Source organism: Streptomyces sp. NPDC093085, assembly GCF_040683935.1.
In the GTDB taxonomy this organism is placed as follows: Bacteria; Actinomycetota; Actinomycetes; order Streptomycetales; family Streptomycetaceae; genus Streptomyces.
Genome location: NZ_JBFBFB010000005.1, coordinates 83196 through 104468, shown reverse-complemented (window position 1 = coordinate 104468; position 21273 = coordinate 83196). Strand labels below are relative to the sequence as shown.

The following is a 21273-nucleotide window of genomic DNA, read 5'->3' as shown; positions in this document are numbered from 1 at the left end:
GCCTGGGTCGCCCGCTGCCCGTCCCGGGATACCGCCTGAGCCGGTGCAGGGAATCTCCCCAGGGAGCGCCCCGGCAACCCCGGAGTGACATCACTCGTACGAGCGATGTCACTCGCCACACCCCCATGTTCGAATAAGAGTTCGATACTCTGGGGTCATGGTGCGGCGCGTCGAGGAGACCGAGGTGACGGGGGCGGACGGCATACGTCTGGCCGCCCGCGCATACGCGGACCCGCGCGGCCCCGGTCCCGACGGCCCCGGAATCCTCCTCCTGCACGGCCTGATGGGGCGCGCCTCGCACTGGGACGCGACGGGGCGCGGCCTCGCCGCCCGGCACCGGGTGGTCGCGTTCGACCAGCGGGGCCACGGCGCCAGCGAGAAGCCCCCCGAGGGCCCGTACACGCCCGAGGCGTACGCGGCCGACGCGGAATCCGTCATCGAACAGCTCGCCCTGGCCCCTGTCACCCTCATAGGCCACTCCACGGGCGCGCTCACCGCCTGGCGGCTCGCCGCCCACCGCCCCGACCTGGTCCGGGCCCTGGTCATCTGCGACATGCGCGCCGCCGCGCCGGGCGCGGCCTCCCAGCGCGACTGGGGCGAGTGGTTCCGCGCCTGGCCGGTCCCGTTCGGCTCGCTCGCCGAGGCCCGCGCCTGGTTCGGCGAGCAGGACCCCTGGCTGGAGCGGCCGGCCCCGGCCCGGGGCGACTTCTTCGCGGAGGTCATGGCCGAACACCCGGACGGCTGGCGCCCGGTCTTCTCCCGCCGCCACATGCTGCGGGCCCGCGAATCCTGGGTCCACGACGCCCACTGGGACGACCTGGCCCACGTCCCCTGCCCCACCCTGGTGCTCCGGGGCCCGGACAGCGACCTGGGCCGCGCGGAGGCCCAGGAAATGGTCCGCGTCCTCCCCCAGGGCGCCTACGCGGAAGTCCCGGACGCCGGCCACCTCCTCCACTACACCCACCCAGCCCCCTGCCAGGCCGCCCTCACCCCCTTCCTGGAGGGCGTCCTCGCCCCCTGAGCCCCCTGAGCCCCCTGAGCCCCCTGAACCCCTGAACCCCTGAGCCTCCCGACCGGCTGCCCTCGGCCCTTCCTGCCTCCTTCAGGGCCGAAGGCTCAGGTGAGGGCCTGCCCGAGGAGGTCTCGGGGTCGGCCATCGAGGGAGTGGCGGAGGAGTTCGGCCCGGGAACGGATCAGGCCGTCACGAAAGGGGGCGGGGAGACGTCCGAAGATGTCCGCCGCCATCTGGGCCGCCGCAGCGGGGTCACCGTCGAGACGCAGGCAGGCGGCGGTGTCCATCGCGATCAGGGCCCGGGTCATCACCGAAGGGGAATCGGTGAGGCTGAGCGCGTCGTCCTGGGCCGCGTAGGCGGCGTCGGTGTCCTTGAGGAGGGTGTACGCCTGGGAGAGGTGGACGAAATGCTTCTGTGCCGGATAGCCGAACCATGTGTCGGCCGCTTCGTGCCCGTCGAGGCGTTCCACCAGGGACCGCACGTCCGCGACGGCCGTCCTCGCGCCCCGGTGGTCACCGATGGCGGCGAGCGAACGTGCGGTGACAGCAGCCGCCAGCGCTCCGGCGGCGGTGGGCGCCCGCCCGGCCGCTCGGCGGGCCCGGACGGCGATGCGTACGGCCGCCTCGGGGGCCCCGTAGTTCAGCGGCACCATCGCGTGCCGTGCCAGTACCCAGGCGGTCATCCTTCGGTCGCCGGACTCGCGGGCTGCCTTCTCCGCCGTCTCGAACCAGCGGAAGGCGTCCCCCTTTTCTCCGCGATCGTGCTGAACGATGGCGACGAGACCGGCGATCCCCGCGGTGGTACGGGCGAGGTCGGCGCGTGCGCCGGCCGGGTGGGGCTGGTTGAGAACCTGACCGAGGAGGTCGAGGTCCTCCCGCATCTCGCGGAGAACATCGCCAGGCGCCCGGCCGTGGTACCCGCCCCGGTGCCGCTCGAACGCCGACTCCAGGTAGGCCAGATCACTGGACCCCGACCCGGTGAGAGCGCCGTCGATGCCCTCGCGGGCCTGTGCGATGCCAGGCAGTGCGGTCGCACCTGCCGCGGCGGCCGCCACCCCGAAGAACCTCCGTCGTTCCACGTCCTCTTTCTCCCTGTGCCCGCCGCGTCGGTGCTGTCGTGATACGGCCACTGCCCGTCGTACGTCCGCGACGCTCACCCCGTACGCACGGGCGACCGTGGCGTGCCAGTCCGGGATCGGCAGCCGCTTCTCCAGTTCCCACCGCTTGATGTTCTCCCAGTCGAACCATCTGCCGTTCTGGGCCTGTTGAACGACCTGTGCCTGTTCCTCACGGGTCCGTCCGGCGCCTTCGCGGATCGCCCGCAGTAAGACACCGATGCCGTCCGGGGCCACCATGACACTTTCCCTCCGCCGCCGTCAGGTGAGACCTCGTCGTGGCCCCCCGCCGGGAAACGCACCCCTTCGTGGCCCCTCATTCCTTATGTTCCCCAGCAGTTCAATGGTCGAACGCCACCCGGACGGACAGACCCACCGACTGGAGGAGACCGTGGACACGGAAGCACTGAAGGAACGGCTGCCGGCTCGTGCCGTGTGGGAGGAGACGGGAACGGTGGTTGTTCCCGGTGTCCTTGAGCCGGACCGTTTCAAGGCCCTGGCCGAGGAGGTGCACGGCAGGGTCGATCTGGTCACGCCCCACGTCCACGAGCACACGGCCGCGCACCGTGACGGCAGCTTCGCCTCCCCGGTCCACTGCGGTTTCATCCCGCCCGGCCCGGTGCTGGAGGCTCTGGCCTTCGACAAGAACGTGCTGATGGCCTTGCGCGAGGCCACCGGTATTCCCCGGCTGATCCCGCGCGGGGGCGCCGTCGTCCTCTACCGGGAGGGCGACTTCCAGGGGCTGCACACGGACTCGGTGAAGTCCACCGTGACCGTCACCGTCGCGCTGACCGAGGACCTGCCCCCGATGGGATGGGCCCGGGATCTGATGGGGGCCTTCCCCGACCGTCTGGGAGAAGTCGTCACCGAGCAGGGGATCTTCCCCGAGGGCGAGGGGTTCACCAGCCTGCCCCACCCGTACGGCGACGGCAGCGTCCGGGCGTTCGCCGGATACCACGTGCCGCACTGGCGCCGGCCGCTCTCACTGCCGATGGGCCTGCTGGCGACCATGTCGTTCATGGACCTGTGATGGCCATGACTCCACGTCAGCGCTGGCTGACGGAAGGCCGGGCGGATGTCCCGCTGGACGTGGTCGAACCCGGGCTCTGGGAGGAGATCGCGGAGGAGGCCGCCCGGTGCGAGCCGTACGCGGTCGTCCGCCACAACCGACGGCCGGGCCTGCTGGCGATGCGGGACGGGTCGATCACGTCCCCCCAGCGGTGCAGGGTGCACACCGGCGGAGAAGCGCTCAGCCGGTTGGCCAGGTGCGAGGGTCTGGCAGAGGTGGCAGGGGAGGCGACCGGGCGCGTCCGGATGACCCCGATCCGCTTCGGCCTGAAGTTCTACGAGCCCGGTGACTACATGCACGTCCACCGCGACGACGGGAAGTGCTCGATCACCTTCTCGTGCGGTCTGACCCCCGGCCTCGTACCGATGGGCTGGCTGCCCCGGCTCCGGTGGCTGACCAGCCGGCAGGTGGCCGACCGCCTCAAGGACACCCCGTACCCCGGCGGCGGCAAGACCTTCCTCGTCCGCCACCGTGCCCTCACCGGATTCGACGGAAGCCGGATCCCTCACTGGCGTATCCCGCTCGACTCCCCGTCGCGCGAGGTACTGATCACCATCTGCTTCGCCGACCTTTCGGTGTAGCAGCGTCCTGATCAAGGAGGAACCACCATGTCCCAGCAGTTCCCCTCCGCCACGCCCCCGGCCGTGGACCCGGCCGACTTCGTGGCCGAGCTGCACGCCGAGGGCAATATGCCGCAGAACTCCGGCGGCGACCCGGCCGTGCCCGACTCCGCCTTCCCCGACACCCACACCTATCCGCTGCCGTCCGTCTGACCGGTGCCATAGGCGGTAGCCGAACCCGCCCGGCCGTCGCACACCCCGGCGTGACCCGGGTGCCCGGCGGTCGGGCTTCGGCATCCGAGAAGGGAGGAACCCGTGTGCAAGGCGTATGTCGACGGCACCCACCGGACCCGCCGTCCCGATCAGACGTGGGAGGCGATCCGGCCGCTGCTGATGGGGTACGGCATCACCCGCGTCGCCGACGTGACCGGCCTGGACGACCTCGGCATCCCGGTGACCATGGCCGTACGCCCTCTGGCCCGCACCCTGTCCGTCGCCCAGGGCAAAGGCGCGACACCGGCCGCCGCCCGCGTCTCGGGGGCCATGGAAGCGATCGAGGCATGGCACGGTGAGCGGGCCGTCCCGACCGCCGAAGTGCGGTCCCCGGCCGATGCCTTGGACCTGTCCTACCCGGTGACCGCCCTGGAGAGCCACCCCGGATCCCTGGTCACCGGCCGGACGGTCCTGGACTGGATCACCGCACATACGGCGCCGGGCGGCTCTCGTGTACTCGTTCCGGCCGCGTGCGTGCGGCTGGGCCGTCAAGCACACGGCCGGTGGCGGCTCCATCTGCCCAGCGCGTCCACGAACGGCCTCGCCTCCGGCAACACCCGCGCCGAGGCCGTCGCCCACGCTCTGGCCGAGCTGATCGAGCGCGACACGATCAGCGCTCTCGCCGGCGGGCGGGGCCACGGCCGGCTCGTCGATCCCGACACCATCGAGGACGAGCGCAGCAGGGCGCTGATCGGCCGGTTGCGGGCGGCCGGGGCCTGGCTGGAGCTGTGGGACCTGCCGAACCGGTTCGGGGTGCCCGTCATGAGCTGCTACCTGTGGCGTGAGGACCAACCGGCCCTGCTGGTCTCCGGCTCCGGCGCCCACCTGGACCCGCACGTGGCCCTGTCCCGGGCGATCACCGAGGCCGCTCAATCCCGCCTCACCCAGATCACCGGCAGCCGGGAGGACATCCATCCGGCCGCGTACCGGCATGCCGTACACCGTGGCCCCCGGCCGGCCACCAGCCCCGGCACCGGATGGGGGGAGGTCGTCGCGCAGCACACCAATGGGTTCGCCACAGACGACGGCGACGCCGAGTACCTGGCCGCCCGCGTCGCGGCCGTCACCGGCCATCCCCCGCTCGTGGTGGACCTCACCCACGGGGTCCACCAGAGGAGCGAGTTCGCCGTCGTCAAGGTGCTGGCCCCGACTCTGCGCTACGACGCCCGGCACGTCATCCCCCGGCCCATCCAGAAGGTGGCAGCATGACCGTGCACGTCTTCACCGGGCCCACCGTGCCCACCGCACGGGTCCGCGAACTTCTCCCCGACGCCGTGACGCATCCCCCGGTCCGGCACGGCGATCTGATGAGGCTCGGCTCCGGCCCCGGTGACACCGTGCTGGTCATCGACGGGCTCTGGCACCAGAACGCCCCGGTGCGGCACAAGGAGATCCTGGCGCTGCTGGCCGACGGCGTCACCGTGGTGGGTGCCGCCAGCATGGGAGCCCTGCGGGCCGCCGAGCTCGCCCCGTACGGAATGGTCGGCGTCGGCCGCGTCTTCGAAGCCTTCCGCAGCGGCGCCCTGGACGCGGACGACGAAGTCGCCGTGCTCCACACCGATGACGGCCGCCCACTGACCGAAGCCCTTGTGAACCTGCGAGCCGCACTGACCCGGGCCGCCGGTGAAGGACAGCTCGATGTCACCGAATCGGACCGACTCGTCGGCCTGGCCCGCTCTCTCCGCTACACCGCCCGGTCCTGGACCGCACTGGGCCGCCTCGCCGTCGAGGAGGGGCTGGCGCCCGCATTCCGCCGGGCGGACGCCTGGCGTCGTACGCATTCCTGCGACGTCAAGAGGGAGGACGCCGAGCGAGCTCTTGCCCTGGTCTCCACCGGCCTGCCCTTGCTGCCCGGCCCTGGTGCGTGGGCGGGCGAGCCATGGCGGACCAGCTTCGTCCGGTACTGGCAGGCGGCCTTCCGGCCGGGCGCGGTGGTGCGCGGGCAGCCCGTGAGCCTCCTCGCCCTTCTGCACTACCAGCAGGTGTACGACCCGGGATTCCCGGACCGGTGGCGGGCACGGGTCCTGGCCGCTCTCGCACAGGAGGCGGGCGACAACGTATGCCGTCCGATGCGATCCGCGGTGGTACGGCGGTCCGCCCTGCGGTTCGTAGCTGCGGCAGGTGTGGAGGTGGGCGGCCTGTCCGGCGACCAGCTCGCCCACTGGCTCACCGAGGAGGAGGTGAGCCGGCTCCCGCCCGAGGAAGCGCTGGTGAGGGTTGTCGTCCGCGCCGCCCGCCTGGACGGAGCGTGGACGGTGTGGCCCGCCACGGTGACCGAAGCGGGCGACCTGCTCGGTTCCGTCTCCCCGGCGGCCGAAGCCGTGGCCGCCGCGTTCGCCCTCAACGCCGAAGCCGAGGCGGCCGACCCCCACCACACCACCGCCCATCTGAGCGTTGCCCGCATCGCCGCTCATCTCACTTGGCGCTGGGGGCTTCCTGAGGGATGCGGCCGGTCCGCGCTCGACGCGGCGGCCCGGGACCGGGCGTTCCGCGACTTCGCCGGCGCCATCGAGGTGGCCCGGGCGTTCTACCTCGCCGCCCGCGCCACGGACACGGATCCGGCTGCGCCCTCGGCCGCCTCCGGCGCGAGACGGAGTCCCCGGACCTGAGCAAGGGCCAGGGGTACGACGGCGGCGGCGGTGATGATCAGGGCGCCTGTCGCCAAGGCCGTACGGAGCCCGAACATGTGGGCGGCGGGACCGGCGAGGAGATAGCCGAAGGGTACGGGCAAGGTCTGTCCGAGCGTCGAGTAGGACAGGGTCCGGCCCAGCCGGTCCGCAGGGATCCTCTCCTGCACCAGCGAGGCCCACACGGTCATGCTGACCGCCAGCCCCGTGCCCGCCACCCCTGTGGCGACCACCAGCACAGGCAGTGGCACGGCCAAGGCCATCGCCGCCAGCGGCACTGCCATCGACCCGGTGCCCGCGCAGACGACAACTCCGACCTGGCGTGGCTTCCACAGCAGGGCGAGCGCCGCCCCGGTCACCAGCCCGGCGGTGAAACCGGACACCGCCACACCCCACGGGGCGGCGCCCCCGAGCACCTGCTGCCCGTACACCGGACCGAGGAGCTGGTAGCCGGCCAGCCACACGGGAACGATCACGGCGGCCTGGCAGACCATCACCCACAGCCAGCGGCGGGAGCGGAAATCGTCCCAGCCCTCACGCAGATCGGCGGCGAACCCGCTCCGGACCTTCACGTTCCTGGGCGGGAGACCGAGCCGGGAGAAGAGCAGGGCCGAGGCGGCGAACGTCAGAGCGTCCCATCCGAGGGCCCAGCCGGGGCCGGCCACGGCGACCACCACGCCGCCCAGGGCCGGCCCCGCCACCTTCACCGTGTTCTGGCCGATCTTCAGCAGAGCGTTGGCCGCGTGCCGGAGTTCGGCGGGGACCACCTCCACGACGACGCCCCCGGCCGCCGGTGTGAAGAAGGCCCCCGCCGCGCCGCAGACGGCCGACATCGCCACCAGATGCCAGACCCGCGCCGTACCCGAGACGAGCAAGAGCACCGCCGCCGTCTCCGCGCCCGCGCAGACCACGTTGGACCACACCATGACCCGGGCCCTGGACAGCCGGTCCGCGACGACCCCGCCGACGAGCAGCAACAGGATCTGCGGTACGACGCCCGCCGCGAGAACGGCGCCCAACGCGCCGGGGCCGCCACCGATCTGGAGAACCGCGAAGGCCAGGCCGATGGGCGCCACGGCCGAGCCCGTCCAGGAGAGCAGGCGAGCGGTGAAATGCAGCCGATACGATCCGACGGCCAGCGGCGCGCCTGCCTCCCGCAACCGTGCCGCCCACCTGATACGGGGAACGGGGCCCGCCGGACTCCGGCCGTGCGGCCGCGCCTTGCCCAAGATCCAACTCCGCCCGGAGAACACGAAATCCCGGCAGCGGGACGCCACCGGGAAAGCCGCCCCGACTCTAGAGCACCCCAGCGATCCTGTCGTGCGGACGCGCCGTGGCCGACGGCCGGCCGGTCTGATGACATATCGCTGACGCGGGCCCGCGAGGTGAGTGGCGGGCGCGGTTCGAACTCGCCGGACGCCCGAGGCAACTTGGCGCCGGGGCTCGCTGGGCAACTCCGCTGCGGTGCCGCCACCGCGGCCGCGTGAAGCGCCCTGCGCGCCCGTTTCCCGCCCTCCGCCGCACCGTTCAGGCGGAGCGCTTCACCTCCGTGGTGAAGGCTGTCCAGGCCCGGTTCGTGAAGGGGAGGGCGGGGCCGTCGGGGGACTTGCTGTCCCGGACCAGGGTCCTGGCTTCCAGGGGCGAGGTCTCCACGCAGTTGCTGTTGGAGCCGCTGTAGCTGGACTTTTGCCAGTCGAGGCCCGCTATCGATGCGTCGGGGATGAACGCGGTCACGATGATGCACCCTTCTTGCTTGCGATGAGGGACAGCGACTGGTCAAAGGGGAGAGCGGAGGCTGTCAGTCGCTCGAACGCCTCCGAGTATCGCGCGACATCTGCCGGTTCCTCGATGTAGAGGCTGCTGTCGAGATGTTCCAGCAGTACCACGTCGAGTCCGGGCTGGCCGAAGCCGAGCACGGTGAAGCCTCCGCCTCCGCCTGGATGCAACTCGGCGTCCAACGGCAGTACTTGGATGGACACCTGTGGATAGACGGCCACATCCAGGAGTTTCTGCAACTGGTCGCGCATGACACCGGGGTCGGATGCGCGGGACATCAGCGCGGCCTCGTGGATGATCGCTCGCAGTTTCAGGGGCTTGGGCTGGGTCAACGCGGACTGCCGGGCCACTCGTACCTCGACCAGGGGTGCGATCTCTTCGGGCGTAGCGGTCATGCTCATGGCGCCGATGACGGAGCGGGCGTAAGAGGCCGTTTGCAGGAGCCCCGGGATGAGGAGCGGCTCGAAGGTGTTGACCGAGGAGGCGTCGGTCTCCAGGCCGATCAGGTCGGCGTACACCTGCGGGAGATCGTAGGTCTGCCACCATCCGCGCTTCCCGCCGTCCCGGGCCAGGATCAGAAGGAACTTCGCCAGGTCGCTGTCAGTCACCTCGTAGACGCCGAGAAGGCGCTCGACATCCGCTGTGCGGGCGCCTCGGGTGGCGCTCTCGATACGGGAAATCTTGGACGCGCTGAGCCCCGAGCGATCTCCGACCTCATCGAGTGTCAACTTGGCGCTTTCGCGCAGCCGTCGTAGCTCCAGGCCGAGCCTTCGCCGCCGCACGGTGGGTGCCGTCATGGGGCCTGCCGCTCCCTTCGTGTCCTGGTCCGGGGCAAGTGTCTCCGCCCCCGGTTATGGGTGGCTACATGCTCGCATGGTGTTGGAATGGCCATCTTTCATTTTGGCAATCTTGCCATTCACTCTTTAGGGGCTTGCCGATTTACGTGCGGATAGGCCACTCTCTGGGCAAGCAGGCAGCGTTAGTTGGCGATCGTGCGCAACTGGAGTCTGCCTGTGGGCTTGGCGAACGCCTGGTCATTCGCGCCCGGGGCGCGAGTCGCCCGGCGTGCGGCCAAGAGAAACCCCCGCGACCTGGCCGGGTCCGGGGGTGTGGCCAACGCTGGTAAGGAGCAGTCGACATGGTGGAGTTTATCGTTCGTCTCTTCGCGTCACCGGCGCGTGGCTTATTTCCGGATGCCGGGCCTCCTCGGCCGGTCCCGTCTGCGCCGCGTCGGGTGGTGTTCCGCCCGGCGGTGGTCTTCGTGCACGGCTGTCGCACTGCCGCGTGTGGCCCGCATGACGCACTCCTTCTGCCCTGCGACCGGGGTGAGTTCGAGCGGTGGGAGCGGGCGGAGCAGCGGCGGCGTCGGTGGTGGCTGCGGGAGGTGTGGCTTGCCTCGCAGGGGGCCGGCGCCGGGGTGCGGGCGGTTCATGGTGGGGAGGTCGGCCGGTGAGCTCTTCCGTGGATCCCGGGGGCCCTGCGGTGGTGCTGCGGTGGAGGCGCCACGCGAGCTGTGTCGGACTGGCGCGGCTGGAGTTGCGCAAGACCTTGGCGGGGTGGGGACTGAGCGCGCTGGAGGAGGCGGCTCTCCTCGTCCTGTCCGAGCTGTTCACCAACGCCGTGCGGCATGCGAGGGTTTCGCCGGGACGGGAGATCGAGACGCGCTTTGTGCCGGTCCCCGGTGGTCTGCGGCTGGAGGTGCATGACGCCGCGCCCGAACGCCCGCGGCAGTGCGTGCCGGATCCGGACGCGTGCGGCGGCAGGGGTCTTCTGCTGGTGGAGGCGCTGGCCGCGCGGTGGGGAGTCGGCGACCGTGACGGGGTCGGCAAGGTCGTGTGGGCGCTGCTCGCGGCGCCCGACGGGATCGGCGACGCGACGGGTGGCGCAGTGGGCGGCGCGTCATGACGTACCGGCGTGCTGTGCGTCTGGTCAGGGCTTTGGCGCGGGGCCTGGGGCAAGGGTGTTACGGGGGTACGGGGGGATTCCTTGCCGCAGAGTGCTCCGGGCGCTGCCCGTGGGGTTGTTGCCGTCTCGGGGGCGATGTTTCTGGCCCGCTTCCGGCGGAACGCCTCACCCGGCGGGAACGGGAAACGGCCCGGCGGGAGGCACCCGTGGTCCGGCTGTGGGCCCGGAATTCCTGGGCAGGAAAATCCGGGGCAGGCCACCCGTCCTCGTAGCCCGCCTGTGGTTCCTGGGGCGTCAGGGGCGGGGACGGCCGGTCTCCGAGGGCTGCCCCGGGGGCCTCCGCCCCGGGGGCCCAACCCCTGGGCGCCCCCGCTTCCGCCCCCGGGCGCCCCTCCGCCCCGGCGCGCCCCCGCCCCCTGCCGCCGTAGCCCCGTACCCCTACCCCTTGCTGACCGCCGCCAGGATCTCCGGGAGGCGGGTGGCTGTCTGGGGGGCTGCCAGGCGGAGGCCGCCTTGGGCTATCAGGACGCCGTATGCGGTGCCTGCGGGGAGGAGGAGCCAGGTGGGGGCGGCGGTGTACGAGACGTGCAGCCAGATGGTCAGGGCCAGGACCGGGGCGCAGAGGAGGGCCGCGCCGAGCATGCCGCCGAAGATGGAGATCCCGGCCAGACCCGCCTGGCCGGGGGCGACGTTCTTGTAGCCGTTGTCCTGCGGGATCGAGTACGGGAAGCGTGCCGACGCCACGGCGCCCGTCGCCAGCATCGCGCCCAGCAGCGCGAACGAGAGCCCCAGCGCCTCCGGCAGCGTGTGCCAGTCGCCCAGGACCGCCGCCGTGGCGACCGTGACCAGTACCGAGTACGGCAGCGTGATCACCAGCAGGGCGAGCGCCCGCGCCCGCAGCTCCAGATAGGCGTCCCGCGTCGAGGAGATCGTCTGCGCGACCATCCAGAACGCCGAGGTGTCCTGGCCGAACTGGTTGTACATCTGGATGCCGAGCATGCCCGCCGCGAAGCACGCGAAGTACAGCGTGCCCTGGCCCTGGAGCGCGTTGAAGAGCGGCACGATCAGCCCGATCGCCAGCGAAGTGGCCCACGCCGCCTTCGTCTTCGGGTCGCGCCACACGTACCGCAGGGAGCGCCGCATCACCGTCGCCGTACGCCCCTCCGGGACCAGCGCCGTCAGCAGCCGCCCCACGCCCCGGGCGGCCTTCGCGTTTCTCGTCCGGTCCGGACCCGACGCTCCCAGCGTCGAGCCGTCCGGGGCCGTCATCAGCTTCGTCAGGGAGCGCTGCCACGCGTAGAGCAGGACCGTCAACGCGCCTGCCGAAAGGAGGAGTTGGAGTGCCGCGCGGGCGTAGGCGCCCTCGGACGCGGAGTCGACGGCGCCGAACGCGGCGGCGGGCGGCAGCCACCGTACGACCGACGCCGCCGGGTCGAGCGCCGCCAGGCCGCCCGCCGTGCCCAGCCGCTGCGCCGCGAAGTTGACGAACTGCGCGCCGACCGCGATCACCAGGCCGCTGAGGACGGCCAGGTCGCGGCCCTTGCGCGAGCTCAGCAGGCGGATGTTGGCCGCGGCGACGGCCCGCGCCAGGGCCACGCACACCAGCAGCGCCAGCGGTACGGCGACCACCGCCACGGCCACCGCGCCCGCGCCGCGCGCCGCCGCGTACGCGGCACCGGTCAGTACGGAGAGGGTGAACGCCGGGCCGATCCCCACCAGGGACGTCACCAGCAGCGCCCGTACCAGGGGCGCCGGGCGCAGCGGCAGCATCACCAGCCGCGTCGGGTCCAGCGTCTCGTCCCCGCTGGGGAAGAAGAGCGGCAGCACCGCCCACCCCACCGCCAGGACGGCGGCCACCAGGACGGAGACGGTGGCCGCGTGGGCGTGGCCGCGCAGCAGGACGAGGCCGGTGACCTGCGCCGCCGTGAAGAGCAGGACGGCGACCAGGGTGCCGATGTACGCGACCGTCCGGCCCGAGGACTGCCGCAGGCCGTTGCGGAGGAGGGAGAGCTTCAGGCGGACGAGGGTGGGGGTGAGGGGGTACGAGGCGGCGGGCGTCCCGCTCAGGGGGTACGGGGCGGAGAGCGCGGGCCCGGCCGGCGGGGGCGCCGGGGCGGCCGGCGTCGGAGTTGTCGGCGTCGGGCCGGTGGGCGCCGGCCCGGCCGGCGTCGGGCCGGTCATCGGGTGCCGCCCAGCCAGTCGAGGTGGTCCCCGCCGGCCACCCGGCCCTGCGCGCCGACGAGTTCGAGGAAGGCGCTCTGGAGCGAGGGCGCGTCGCCGCGTACCTCCGCGAGGGTGCCGTGGGCCCGGATCCGGCCCGCCGCCATCACCGCGACCCAGTCGCAGAGCGACTCGACCAGCTCCATGACATGGCTGGAGAAGACGACGGTGGCGCCCGAGGCGGTGTAGCGCTCCAGGACGCCCCGGATGGTCTGCGCCGAGACCGGGTCGACGCCCTCGAACGGCTCGTCCAGGAAGAGGACTTGGGGGTTGTGCAGCAGCGCGGCGGCCAGCCCGATCTTCTTCCGCATGCCCGTCGAGTAGTCGACGACGAGCTTGTGCTGGGCGCCCGCCAGGTCGAGCACGTCGAGGAGCTGGGCGGCCCGCTTGTCCACCTCGGCGCCGGGCAGCCCCCGCAACCGCCCGGTGTAGCCGAGGAGTTCGCGCCCGGAGAGCCGTTCGAAGAGCCGCAGCCCCTCCGGCAGCACGCCGATCACGGCCTTCACCCGGGCCGGGTCCCGCCAGACGTCGTGCCCGGCGACCGTGACCCGGCCCTGGTCGGGGCGGAGCAGCCCGGTGATCATGGAGAGGGTGGTCGTCTTGCCCGCGCCGTTCGGCCCGACCAGGCCGATGAACTGGCCCGCGGGCAGCTCCAGGTCGACACCCGCGACGGCGATCTGCTCGCCGAAGCGCTTCCACAGCCCCTCCACCCGGACGGCGGGGGCCGTCTCCGCCCCCGCGCCCGCCCCTCCTGATGTTCGGTCCGGCATGACGTACGACCCTTCCGTGTGCGGTGAATCCCTGACATCCCTCCCAGGGATACGGGAACCACCCTACGTACCCGGAAACCGCCTCCCCATGCCCCCGCCGCGCCCGCGCCCCCCTGCTCCCCCCGCCCCCGCCGCCCTCGCCCCCGCTGTCCTCGCCCTCGCCGCCCCCGCCCCCGCTACCCCCGCCGGGCCCGGACCGCCGCCTCCTGGCCGCACGCGTACGCCAGCGGGGAGATCAGCTCCGCCACATCGGGCAGCCACCGGTTGGCCGGGGTCGGGCGGCGGGCCCACTGGACCGCGCCCCGGCCGCCCACCCGGGTCGGCGGCGCGGCCACGTAACCCCCCTTGCCCCGCACCACCAGGTCCACCGCCCCCGGGTCCCAGCCCAGCGCCCGTACCAGCGCCTCCGTCTTCGCCGCCGCGCCCGCCAGCACGAAGAACACCACCCGCCGGTCCGGGGTGCAGGTCACCGGGCCCAGCGACACCCTCATCCGGTCCATCCTGGCCAGCGCCAGGAACCCGGCCGCCTCCGGCACGTCCAGCGCGTCGAAGGTCCGCCCCGTCGGCAGCAGCACCGAAGCCCCCGGCTCCTTCGCCCACATCCTGCGCACCGCCGCCGGGCTCCCGGTGGCCAGCCCCGCCCACCCGGTCCCCACCGGGTGCGCCCCCGGCGAGCCGCACTCGGGCCGCCCGCACGAGCACTGTTCGCCGCCCGGCACCCGTACCAGCCAGGTGCCGGGGAACACGTCCCAGTGCCGCTCCTCCGCGTACCGCACCGCGCTGTCCAGCGTTCCCATGGTCTCTTCCACGGTGAGCACAACTCCCGCCACCTGTGCGGGTTACGGGCGCGGAACGGCGCGCGGTCTCCCCGGAACCCGCACATGGGGCGCATCGATGCATGTACGGGGGCGCGCGGGAAGGGGCGGAGCGGTACGCGGGTAACGAGCCCCGGGGGTCGGAGACGATATGGGCAGCGCACGGCGGCGCGGAACCGTTCGGGGCCGCCGGCGACGTGTCGCCGGGCCACGACCGGACAGCTCCGGAGAGGACGGGGGAAGTTTCCGGACGTACCGAAAGACCTAGATTATTTGCGTTAACGCCGAACATGCGCATTCTCCGCACATTCGCCGGGCAGTGTTCACAGAGATGATCACTGCGGCCACAGGGGGTAATCCATTGGCAGCCAGGCCACTCGTCGCGCGCCAGCCGAACGAACGGCTCCAGGCGCTCATCCAGGAAGCCGGGTGCTCCAACGCCGGGCTCGCGCGACGCGTCAACATGGTGGGTACGGAGCGCGGGTTGGACCTGCGCTACGACAAGACGTCGGTGGCCCGCTGGCTCCGCGGCCAGCAGCCGCGCGGCCGGGCGCCGGGCATCATCGCCGAGGCGCTGGGCCGCAAGCTGGGCCGTACGGTCACGATCGACGAGATCGGCATGGCCAACGGCAAGAACCTCGCCTCGGGGGTCGGCCTCCAGTTCTCGCCGACGGTCGTGGGGGCGATCGAGCAGGTCTGTGAGCTGTGGCGGAGCGATGTGGGGCGGCGTGACTTCCTCTCCGGCTCGGCCGTGGCCTCCTCCGCGCTGGTCGAGCCCAGCCGCGACTGGCTGATCACCGGCGCGGACTCGACGGTCGCCCGCAACACCGGGGCCCGGGTGGGGGATTCGGACGTCGAGGCGGTACGGGCGATGACCCGCGCCCTGATCGACCTGGACCACCGCTTCGGCAGCGGCCATGTCCGCCCCGTGGTGGTCCACTACCTGAACAGCGTGGTGGCGGGGCTGCTCGCGGGCTCGTACCGGGAGACGGTCGGCCGCCGGCTCTTCGCCGCCGTCTCCCGGCTCACCGAACTCGCCGGGTACATGGCGGTGGACACCGGCCAGCCGGGGCTCGCCCAGCGCTACTACATCCAGGCGCTGCGCCTCGCCCAGGCGGCGGGGGACCGGGGGTACGGGGGGTACGTCCTGGCCGCGTCCATGAGTCATCTCGCCGCGCAGCTCGGAAACCCGCGCGAGATCGCCCAGTTGGCGCGGGCGGCGCAGGAGGGGACGCGGGGTCAGGTGCCGCCGCGCGCCCAGGCGATGTTCCACGCGGCGGAGGCGCGCGGCCATGCCCTGATGGGCGACGTCCGCACCTGCGAGGCGGCGGCGGGCCGGGCCGTCACGGCGCTGGAGCACACGGCGGAGGGGAGCGGCGAGGACCCGGAGTGGATCGCCCACTTCGACCACGCCTATCTCTCCGACGAACTCGCCCACTGCTACCGGGATCTGGGCCGCCCCGAGGCGGCGGCCCGGCATGCCTCGGCGGCGCTGGACGGCCACCCGGAGTCGCGGGCGCGGCGCCGCGCCATCGGCCTCGTCCTGCTGGCGACGGCGCAGGTCCAGCGGCGCGAGGTGGAGGAGGCGTGCCGGACCGGCACCCGCGCGGTGGAGCTGCTGGGCACGCTGCGCTCCAGCCGGGGGGCGGAGTATCTGGACGACTTCCAGCAGCGGCTGGAGCCGTACGGGGACGAGCCCGCGGTACGGGAGTTCGGCGCACGGCTGGAGATCCAGGCGGCCTGAGGCGGCGCGGGGGTGTCGTGAGGGTGCGGTGTGCGTACCGTGCGCTCGTCGGTGCCCTCCGCCGAGTTCGCCCCGTACCCTCCCCGCGCCCTTCCCGCACCCTCCGCCCATTCCGCCAATTCCGCCGGTACGCACCCGGATTCCCCCCGGATGCCCCCGGAACCGCCCCTTCCATCCGCGGTTTCACGGACCGTGCCGTTACCGGTTCGACACCCTTCCGGCGTGTGTGTTCGAAGAGTCGGTTCACCCGGTAGCGTGAACCGACGATTCGGTAGGTCCAGACGTTCCACACGTAGGAGTCCCGGTGACGCACAGCGGACTAGGGGATGAGCCGCAGAAACCCGCCGCTCGGCCCGTGCAGGGCGTGGTGCTGCCCAGCGACGGCAGCGGGCCCTGGATCCCCGGCTCCGCCGAGGACCAGGACCAGCCGCCGGCCCCGCTGCCGCCCCAGCAGCCGCCGCACCAGCCGCAGGCGTACGGGCACGATACGCACGCCCCGTATGCGCCCTACGGGGCCCACGACCCGGCCCAGGGCGCCGGGCAGGGGTACGGGGCGCCCCAGGGCACGCAGCCGTACGACCTGCCCCACCAGCAGGGTTACCCGCAGGGCGGCGTCCAGGACGGCGCGGGGCCCTACGGCGGTTACGGTGCGCCGGAGCCCGCGCCCTCGTACGGCGCCCCGGGCGGCGACCCCTACGGGGCGTCCCCCTCCCTCCCGCCCCAGCAGCCCCAGGGGCCCCAGGGGCTCCCGCAGGGCCACTCCCCGTCGTACGGTCAGCCGCTGCCCCAGCAGTACGGCGACCCGCACCACGCCGCCGCCCCCGCCCACCAGCCGCACACCCCGCAGGGCCAGTCGCCGTCCTACGGCCAGCCGCTGCCGCTGCCCGCCGAGACCCCCGCGCCGGCCGGCAGCGCGGACGCCACGCAGTACCTCCCGCCGGTCACCGCGACGCCCCCCGGCGCCATGCCCTCCGCCGGAATGCCGCCTGCCGGGATGCCCGGCTCGATGCCCGGTGCGATGCCCCCGGCGGCGGCCGGGGCGGACTCCGAGGCCACCCAGTTCATCGCGCCCATCCCGGCCGGCGGCCAGGGCCCCGGCGTACTGCCGCCCGAGAGCCAGGACAGCGCGGCCGACGCGACCCAGTTCCTGCCGCCCGTGCCCGCGGCCGGGGCGGGCGGGGCGGACTCCGAGGCGACCCAGCTCATCCCGCCCGTCCCCGGCGGCCCCGACCCCGTCGCGGCCCCTTCTTCCTCCCCCTACGGGGTACGGCCCGGCGCCCCCGGTGACCGGCCGCCGCCCGCCGAGTTCGACAACCTCTTCCGCTCCGAGGGCGGCGGTGCGCCCGAGTCCACCCAGAAGATGCCCCGCATCGAGACCCAGGCCCCGCCGGTCGGCGGACGCCGGGCCGCCCGGGGCGCCCAGCCGCCCCAGGCCCCGCCCCCGCGCCAGGACCACGCCACGGCCGGCGGCCCCCCGCCGGGACGCGGGCGCCGCACCTCCTCCCGGGTCCCCCTGATCGCCGCCGTCACCGCGGGCATCGTCGCCCTCGGGCTGGGCGCGGGCGCGCTGATGAGCGGCGGGGGCGACGACACGAAGGAGCACAGCACGACCGTCGCGTCATCGTCCTCGCCCGGGACCACCGAGGAGTCCCCGGCCCAGGAGGAGGCCCCGGACCCGGTCAGGACCCAGGCCGAGGCGCTCGACAAGCTCCTCGCGGACAGCAGCAGCAGCCGCGAGTCCGTGATCAACGCGGTCAACTCCATCCGCACCTGCGACAACCTCGACCAGGCCGCCACCGACCTGCACGCCGCCGCCGAACAGCGCCGGGGCCTGAAGACCCGGCTGGACGAGCTGACCGTCGACCAGCTTCCCGGCCACGAGGCCCTGACCACGTCCCTCACCGACGCCTGGGAAGCCTCCGCCTCGGCGGACGACCACTACGCGGCCTGGGCCAAACAGGTCGGCAAGAAGAAGGGCTGCAAGGACGGCCAGGCCCGGGTCACCTCGGAACGCCACAAGGGCGACCGCGCCAGCGGCGAGGCCACCACGGCGAAGAAGAAGGCCTCGGGCCTCTGGAACTCCATAGCCACCAAGTACGACCTCACCGAACGCGCCCCGACCCAGCTCTGACCGGACCCCCACCCTGCCGGACCCCCACCCTGCCGGACCCCCACCCTGCCGGACCCCCACCCCTGCCGGACCGCCGCCCTTACGGGACCCCGTAAGGGCGGCGCGGGGTCCCGTAAGGGCAGGGGGGTCCCGTAAGGGGCCGGTGGCGTCCTGTGCCGCCGGGGGGGCGTCACACGCCGCCGGGGGGCGTCACGCCCCGCCGGGGGACTCGCCGAGGAGGGTTTCGCCCACGTCGACGAAGCCCTTGCGCTGAGCCACCAGGCGGCCCTGCTTCACGACCTGGAAGGTCACGTCCGCGTTGATGATCCTGGGGAAGCCCGGGGTGCCGAGCATGTCCTCGTAGCGCCAGCGGAGGGTGGGGGTCAGGCCGCCCGTGGAGACCTCCAGGCCCCGGTCCAGGGTGTCGGTGATACGGCCGGCGGTGATGTTCTGCGAGCCGATCGCCTCGATGACCTTGCGCAGCACCGTGTACGCGATCCAGGTGGTCTGCACCCCGGGGTCGGCCGGGTCGATGTCGTTGTTGCCGAAGGCGTACTTGTCGATCACCGTCCGCATCGGCTGCCACGCCCGGTCGTCCGCCACCGGGTACCAGCCGGTGAAGTACGCGTTCTCGAAGATCCCGTCCTTGCCGCCGGTCCGGTCGATGAGCGACTGGTCGACGCTGCCCAGCACCGAGGAGACCCGGATGGTCCTGCCGTCCTCGGGGAGCCTGCGGTAGGAGTCGAAGAAGGTCTCCGTACGGTCGCCGAGCACCACCGTCACACAGCCGCCGTCCCCGGCCCGCTCGCGGGAGAGTCCGGCCTGCCGGGTGTAGTCGGTGGCGTCCTCCGCCGCGCGGATGTCGGAGACCGGGCCCCGGCCGCCGCCCTTCAGCCCGGCGTCGATCAGCGCGGGCATGTCGTCCCCGGTCACCGTGTCCGGCCGGACCAGCGCCGTACGGCCGCAGTTGCGCGCCACCTGCCGGCCGCTGCCCGCCAGCAGGGTGGCCTGGCCCCCGTTGACCGGGTAGGAGAGGAAGCTCGTGAACTCCTCCTCGCTGATGCCGTATCCGCCGATGTACGGGATCCCCGCGGCCTCCAGCGGCGCCATGAACTCCCGGCCGAACTGGCTGTACGAGCCGACCACGGCGACCGCCTTCTCGCGCACCGCCCGCCGGGCGCACTCCGCGGCCCCGGCCGAGTCGTTCCGCTCGTTGCAGGTCAGCACGCGCAGCTTGTGGCCCGCGATACCGCCCTCCTCGTCGGCCCAGCGCGCGTACGCCTCCGCCATCGCCGGCATGCCCGGCAGGTTGGTCGCGTTGGTCCCGATCGGCGCCCAGGTCATCACCGTGACCTCGCTCTGCCCGCCGCCGGAGTTCCCCGGCAGCAGACCGCAGCCGGTCAGGAGGGTGGCGAGGGCGAGCAGCGCCGCGCCACCTCTCCGGAGCGGGCGCAGGGACGGGAAGGACGGGAGAGACGGGAGGGAGGAGAGGCGTCGCCGACCGGTCATAGCCCATTACGCTCCTGCCCCGCGGGGAACTGGGCGATGAGTCCGGTTCAACGGCGGGTGGCGTGGAGGTGAATACCGGGGGCCGTGGGGGGCGCCGCGCCCCGGACCGTAGAGTCGGACGGGTGCAGCAAGGTTCCGAGAACTCTTCCCGTCGTGCCCGTCGCTCCCCCACCATGGCTGGCATGCCGCTCAACGACATGCCGTGGTGGCGCTGGCGCAGCAATGTGCGCTCGGCGCTGCACATGCTCTCCGATCCCGTCTTCCATCACGAGTACTGGCTGGCCGGCCGGGAGGGGTACGGCGACGTCACCGACGCCGTGTACCGCCTGGTCGAGGACACCTGGCTGGACAACTGGTCCGCCGAGAAGTACGTCGGAACGATTTTCCGCGACTCCGGCGAGGCCGCGCTCGTCGATGTCGCCGTGCTGCGCGTGCTCCGCATCATGCACCAGGTCGGCGCGGACGCGCCGGTCTCCGCCTATCTGGAGCACCACGGCTGGCCGGAGGCGGTCCGGGCGGCGCGCGAGGCGCACGTACGGCTGGCGGCGGCCGACGGGGAGGACCCGGACACGCTGCCGCAGTCGCTGGACGTGCTGCGGATCGTGACACGGTCGGCCTGAGGCCTGAGGCCTGAGGCCTGAGGCCTGAGGACCGGCGCCCGGGACCGGCGCCCGATGCCCCGGGCCGAGGACCGGGGCCCGGGACCGGGGCCCGAGGCCCGAACCGGACGGGGCGCGGCGGTGTGGGATCCTTAGGGGTCATGAGCAACGCCGCGCAGCCCGCCGCCGAGTCCGCGTCCGAGTCCAGCTCCGCCGAGCCCGGCACGTCCGGGGCCGAGTCCGGGTCGGGGGTGCCCGACCAGTACGTGCTGACCCTCTCCTGCCCGGACAAAGAGGGCATCGTGCACGCCGTGTCGAGCTACCTCTTCATGACCGGCTGCAACATCGTGGACAGCCAGCAGTTCGGCGACCGCGACACCGGGCTCTTCTTCATGCGCGTGCACTTCTCGGCGGAGGCGCCGGTGAGCGTGGCGAAGCTGCGGGCGAGCTTCGCGGCGATCGGGGACGCCTTCCGGATGGAGTGGGCGATCCACCGGCCCGAGGAGCGGATGAGGATCCTCCTCATGGTCAGCAAGTTCGGCCACTGCCTCAACGACCTCCTCTTCCGGGCGTCCACCGGAGCGCTCCCGGTGGAGGTCGCGGCCGTCGTGTCGAACCACACGGACTTCGCCGAGCTGGCCGCCTCGTACGACATCCCCTTCCACCACATCCCGGTGACCAGGGACACCAAGGCCGAGGCCGAGGCGGAGCTGCTGGAGCTGGTCCGGGCCGAGCGCGTGGAGCTGGTCGTCCTCGCCCGCTACATGCAGGTCATCTCCGACGACCTCTGCAAGCGGCTCAGCGGCCGGATCATCAACATCCACCACTCCTTCCTCCCCAGCTTCAAGGGCGCCAAGCCGTACCACCAGGCGCACGCCCGGGGCGTGAAGCTGATCGGCGCAACGGCGCACTATGTGACCGCCGACCTCGACGAGGGCCCCATCATCGAGCAGGGCGTGGAGCGCGTCGGCCACCAGGTCACCCCGGAGCAGTTGGTCGCGATCGGCCGGGACGTGGAGTGCCAGGCGCTGGCCCGCGCGGTGAAGTGGCACGCGGAGCACCGCATCCTGCTCAACGGCCACCGTACGGTCGTCTTCGCCTGAGCCCCGCCCGGCGGGGACCCGCCCGGAGCCGTCCCCGCCCGGAGCCGTCCACCGCTCGTCCCCGCC

General features: G+C 72.9%; 19 protein-coding genes. 11 read left to right on the top strand and 8 right to left on the bottom strand.

From position 1 onward, the window contains the following. Nucleotides 1-157 precede the first annotated feature (157 nt). Nucleotides 158-1021 (top strand): alpha/beta hydrolase, encoded by an 864-nt coding sequence (locus tag AB0O07_RS16960; RefSeq protein ID WP_365633384.1) that lies wholly within the window; start codon nucleotides 158-160, stop codon nucleotides 1019-1021. Between the two features lie 95 nt (nucleotides 1022-1116). Here the strand turns inward: AB0O07_RS16960 and AB0O07_RS16955 are convergent, their stop codons facing one another. Further along, the gene (locus tag AB0O07_RS16955) at nucleotides 1117-2367 is read right to left on the bottom strand and encodes a transcriptional regulator (protein WP_365633381.1); all 1251 of its coding nucleotides are present in this window, start codon (nucleotides 2365-2367) and stop codon (nucleotides 1117-1119) included. Between the two features lie 103 nt (nucleotides 2368-2470). Here AB0O07_RS16955 and AB0O07_RS16950 point away from each other — a divergent pair, with 103 nt between their 5' ends. From AB0O07_RS16950 to AB0O07_RS16930, 5 genes are all read left to right on the top strand, one after another. Beyond that, nucleotides 2471-3157 (top strand): hypothetical protein, encoded by a 687-nt coding sequence (locus AB0O07_RS16950; protein WP_365633378.1) that lies wholly within the window; start codon nucleotides 2471-2473, stop codon nucleotides 3155-3157. Nucleotides 3158-3162: 5 nt separating this feature from the next. Next, nucleotides 3163-3777, top strand: coding sequence for a hypothetical protein (locus AB0O07_RS16945; protein ID WP_365633375.1), 615 nt, complete (start codon nucleotides 3163-3165; stop codon nucleotides 3775-3777). Between the two features lie 27 nt (nucleotides 3778-3804). Beyond that, a complete protein-coding gene (locus tag AB0O07_RS16940; RefSeq protein WP_365633372.1) occupies nucleotides 3805-3969 on the top strand; it encodes a hypothetical protein in 165 nt (54 codons plus the stop codon). A gap of 102 nt (nucleotides 3970-4071) precedes the next feature. After that, a complete protein-coding gene (locus tag AB0O07_RS16935; protein WP_365633369.1) occupies nucleotides 4072-5238 on the top strand; it encodes a YcaO-like family protein in 1167 nt (388 codons plus the stop codon). Continuing rightward, the gene (locus AB0O07_RS16930; RefSeq protein WP_365633366.1) at nucleotides 5235-6638 is read left to right on the top strand and encodes a TfuA-like protein; all 1404 of its coding nucleotides are present in this window, start codon (nucleotides 5235-5237) and stop codon (nucleotides 6636-6638) included. Before AB0O07_RS16935 ends, AB0O07_RS16930 begins: the two co-directional genes overlap by 4 nt. Here AB0O07_RS16930 and AB0O07_RS16925 read toward each other — a convergent pair. The 3 genes from AB0O07_RS16925 to AB0O07_RS16915 all read right to left on the bottom strand — a co-directional run bounded on the left by AB0O07_RS16925 (nucleotide 6557) and on the right by AB0O07_RS16915 (nucleotide 9229). Further along, nucleotides 6557-7909: an MFS transporter gene (locus tag AB0O07_RS16925; RefSeq protein ID WP_365633363.1), complete on the bottom strand. Its 1353-nt coding sequence runs from the start codon at nucleotides 7907-7909 to the stop codon at nucleotides 6557-6559. The two genes, AB0O07_RS16930 and AB0O07_RS16925, sit on opposite strands and share 82 nt — an antisense overlap. 274 nt (nucleotides 7910-8183) lie before the next feature. Further along, nucleotides 8184-8390, bottom strand: a complete 207-nt coding sequence (locus tag AB0O07_RS16920; protein ID WP_365633360.1) for a DUF397 domain-containing protein — start codon at nucleotides 8388-8390, stop codon at nucleotides 8184-8186. Next, nucleotides 8387-9229 (bottom strand): helix-turn-helix transcriptional regulator, encoded by an 843-nt coding sequence (locus AB0O07_RS16915; RefSeq protein ID WP_365633357.1) that lies wholly within the window; start codon nucleotides 9227-9229, stop codon nucleotides 8387-8389. Before AB0O07_RS16915 ends, AB0O07_RS16920 begins: the two co-directional genes overlap by 4 nt. 652 nt (nucleotides 9230-9881) lie before the next feature. Between AB0O07_RS16915 and AB0O07_RS16910 the strand changes: the two genes are divergently transcribed. Next, complete coding sequence (locus AB0O07_RS16910) at nucleotides 9882-10337, top strand: ATP-binding protein (RefSeq protein ID WP_365633354.1); 456 nt, start codon at nucleotides 9882-9884, stop codon at nucleotides 10335-10337. A gap of 438 nt (nucleotides 10338-10775) precedes the next feature. Here the strand turns inward: AB0O07_RS16910 and AB0O07_RS16905 are convergent, their stop codons facing one another. The 3 genes from AB0O07_RS16905 to AB0O07_RS16895 all read right to left on the bottom strand — a co-directional run bounded on the left by AB0O07_RS16905 (nucleotide 10776) and on the right by AB0O07_RS16895 (nucleotide 14124). Next, nucleotides 10776-12518 carry a transporter gene (locus tag AB0O07_RS16905; protein ID WP_365633351.1) on the bottom strand — a complete coding sequence of 581 codons (1743 nt, stop codon included), beginning with the start codon at nucleotides 12516-12518 and terminating at the stop codon, nucleotides 10776-10778. After that, complete coding sequence (locus AB0O07_RS16900; protein WP_365633349.1) at nucleotides 12515-13327, bottom strand: ABC transporter ATP-binding protein; 813 nt, start codon at nucleotides 13325-13327, stop codon at nucleotides 12515-12517. The genes AB0O07_RS16905 and AB0O07_RS16900 overlap by 4 nt, the downstream gene beginning before the upstream one ends. 176 nt (nucleotides 13328-13503) lie before the next feature. Next, complete coding sequence (locus AB0O07_RS16895; protein WP_365633346.1) at nucleotides 13504-14124, bottom strand: bifunctional DNA primase/polymerase; 621 nt, start codon at nucleotides 14122-14124, stop codon at nucleotides 13504-13506. Nucleotides 14125-14503: 379 nt separating this feature from the next. Between AB0O07_RS16895 and AB0O07_RS16890 the strand changes: the two genes are divergently transcribed. After that, the gene (locus tag AB0O07_RS16890) at nucleotides 14504-15886 is read left to right on the top strand and encodes a transcriptional regulator (protein WP_365633343.1); all 1383 of its coding nucleotides are present in this window, start codon (nucleotides 14504-14506) and stop codon (nucleotides 15884-15886) included. A gap of 304 nt (nucleotides 15887-16190) precedes the next feature. Beyond that, nucleotides 16191-18017, top strand: coding sequence for a hypothetical protein (locus tag AB0O07_RS16885; protein WP_365633340.1), 1827 nt, complete (start codon nucleotides 16191-16193; stop codon nucleotides 18015-18017). Between the two features lie 189 nt (nucleotides 18018-18206). Here the strand turns inward: AB0O07_RS16885 and AB0O07_RS16880 are convergent, their stop codons facing one another. Further along, the gene (locus tag AB0O07_RS16880; RefSeq protein ID WP_365633338.1) at nucleotides 18207-19505 is read right to left on the bottom strand and encodes an ABC transporter substrate-binding protein; all 1299 of its coding nucleotides are present in this window, start codon (nucleotides 19503-19505) and stop codon (nucleotides 18207-18209) included. A 173-nt stretch (nucleotides 19506-19678) separates the two neighbouring features. On the opposite strand from AB0O07_RS16880, the gene AB0O07_RS16875 reads away from it, so the two are divergent. Together AB0O07_RS16875 and purU are read left to right on the top strand one after the other, a co-directional pair. Further along, entirely contained in the window at nucleotides 19679-20125 is a 447-nt protein-coding gene (locus AB0O07_RS16875) for a hypothetical protein (RefSeq protein WP_365633335.1), read from the top strand. A 230-nt stretch (nucleotides 20126-20355) separates the two neighbouring features. Then, nucleotides 20356-21207 (top strand): formyltetrahydrofolate deformylase, encoded by an 852-nt coding sequence (purU, locus tag AB0O07_RS16870; protein ID WP_365634228.1) that lies wholly within the window; start codon nucleotides 20356-20358, stop codon nucleotides 21205-21207. Nucleotides 21208-21273: the final 66 nt, after the last annotated feature.

Excerpts from the sequence above, each read along its gene's own strand:
- AB0O07_RS16960 (WP_365633384.1), top strand. The coding sequence starts at position 158 with ATGGTGCGGCGCGTCGAGGAGACCGAGGTGACGGGGGCGGACGGCATA.
- AB0O07_RS16955 (WP_365633381.1), bottom strand. The coding sequence starts at position 2,367 with ATGGTGGCCCCGGACGGCATCGGTGTCTTACTGCGGGCGATCCGCGAA.
- AB0O07_RS16950 (WP_365633378.1), top strand. The coding sequence starts at position 2,471 with ATGGTCGAACGCCACCCGGACGGACAGACCCACCGACTGGAGGAGACC.
- AB0O07_RS16945 (WP_365633375.1), top strand. The coding sequence starts at position 3,163 with ATGACTCCACGTCAGCGCTGGCTGACGGAAGGCCGGGCGGATGTCCCG.
- AB0O07_RS16940 (WP_365633372.1), top strand. The coding sequence starts at position 3,805 with ATGTCCCAGCAGTTCCCCTCCGCCACGCCCCCGGCCGTGGACCCGGCC.
- AB0O07_RS16930 (WP_365633366.1), top strand. The coding sequence starts at position 5,235 with ATGACCGTGCACGTCTTCACCGGGCCCACCGTGCCCACCGCACGGGTC.
- AB0O07_RS16915 (WP_365633357.1), bottom strand. The coding sequence starts at position 9,229 with ATGACGGCACCCACCGTGCGGCGGCGAAGGCTCGGCCTGGAGCTACGA.
- AB0O07_RS16905 (WP_365633351.1), bottom strand. The coding sequence starts at position 12,518 with ATGACCGGCCCGACGCCGGCCGGGCCGGCGCCCACCGGCCCGACGCCG.
- AB0O07_RS16900 (WP_365633349.1), bottom strand. The coding sequence starts at position 13,327 with ATGCCGGACCGAACATCAGGAGGGGCGGGCGCGGGGGCGGAGACGGCC.
- AB0O07_RS16895 (WP_365633346.1), bottom strand. The coding sequence starts at position 14,124 with ATGGGAACGCTGGACAGCGCGGTGCGGTACGCGGAGGAGCGGCACTGG.
- AB0O07_RS16880 (WP_365633338.1), bottom strand. The coding sequence starts at position 19,505 with ATGACCGGTCGGCGACGCCTCTCCTCCCTCCCGTCTCTCCCGTCCTTC.
- AB0O07_RS16875 (WP_365633335.1), top strand. The coding sequence starts at position 19,679 with ATGGCTGGCATGCCGCTCAACGACATGCCGTGGTGGCGCTGGCGCAGC.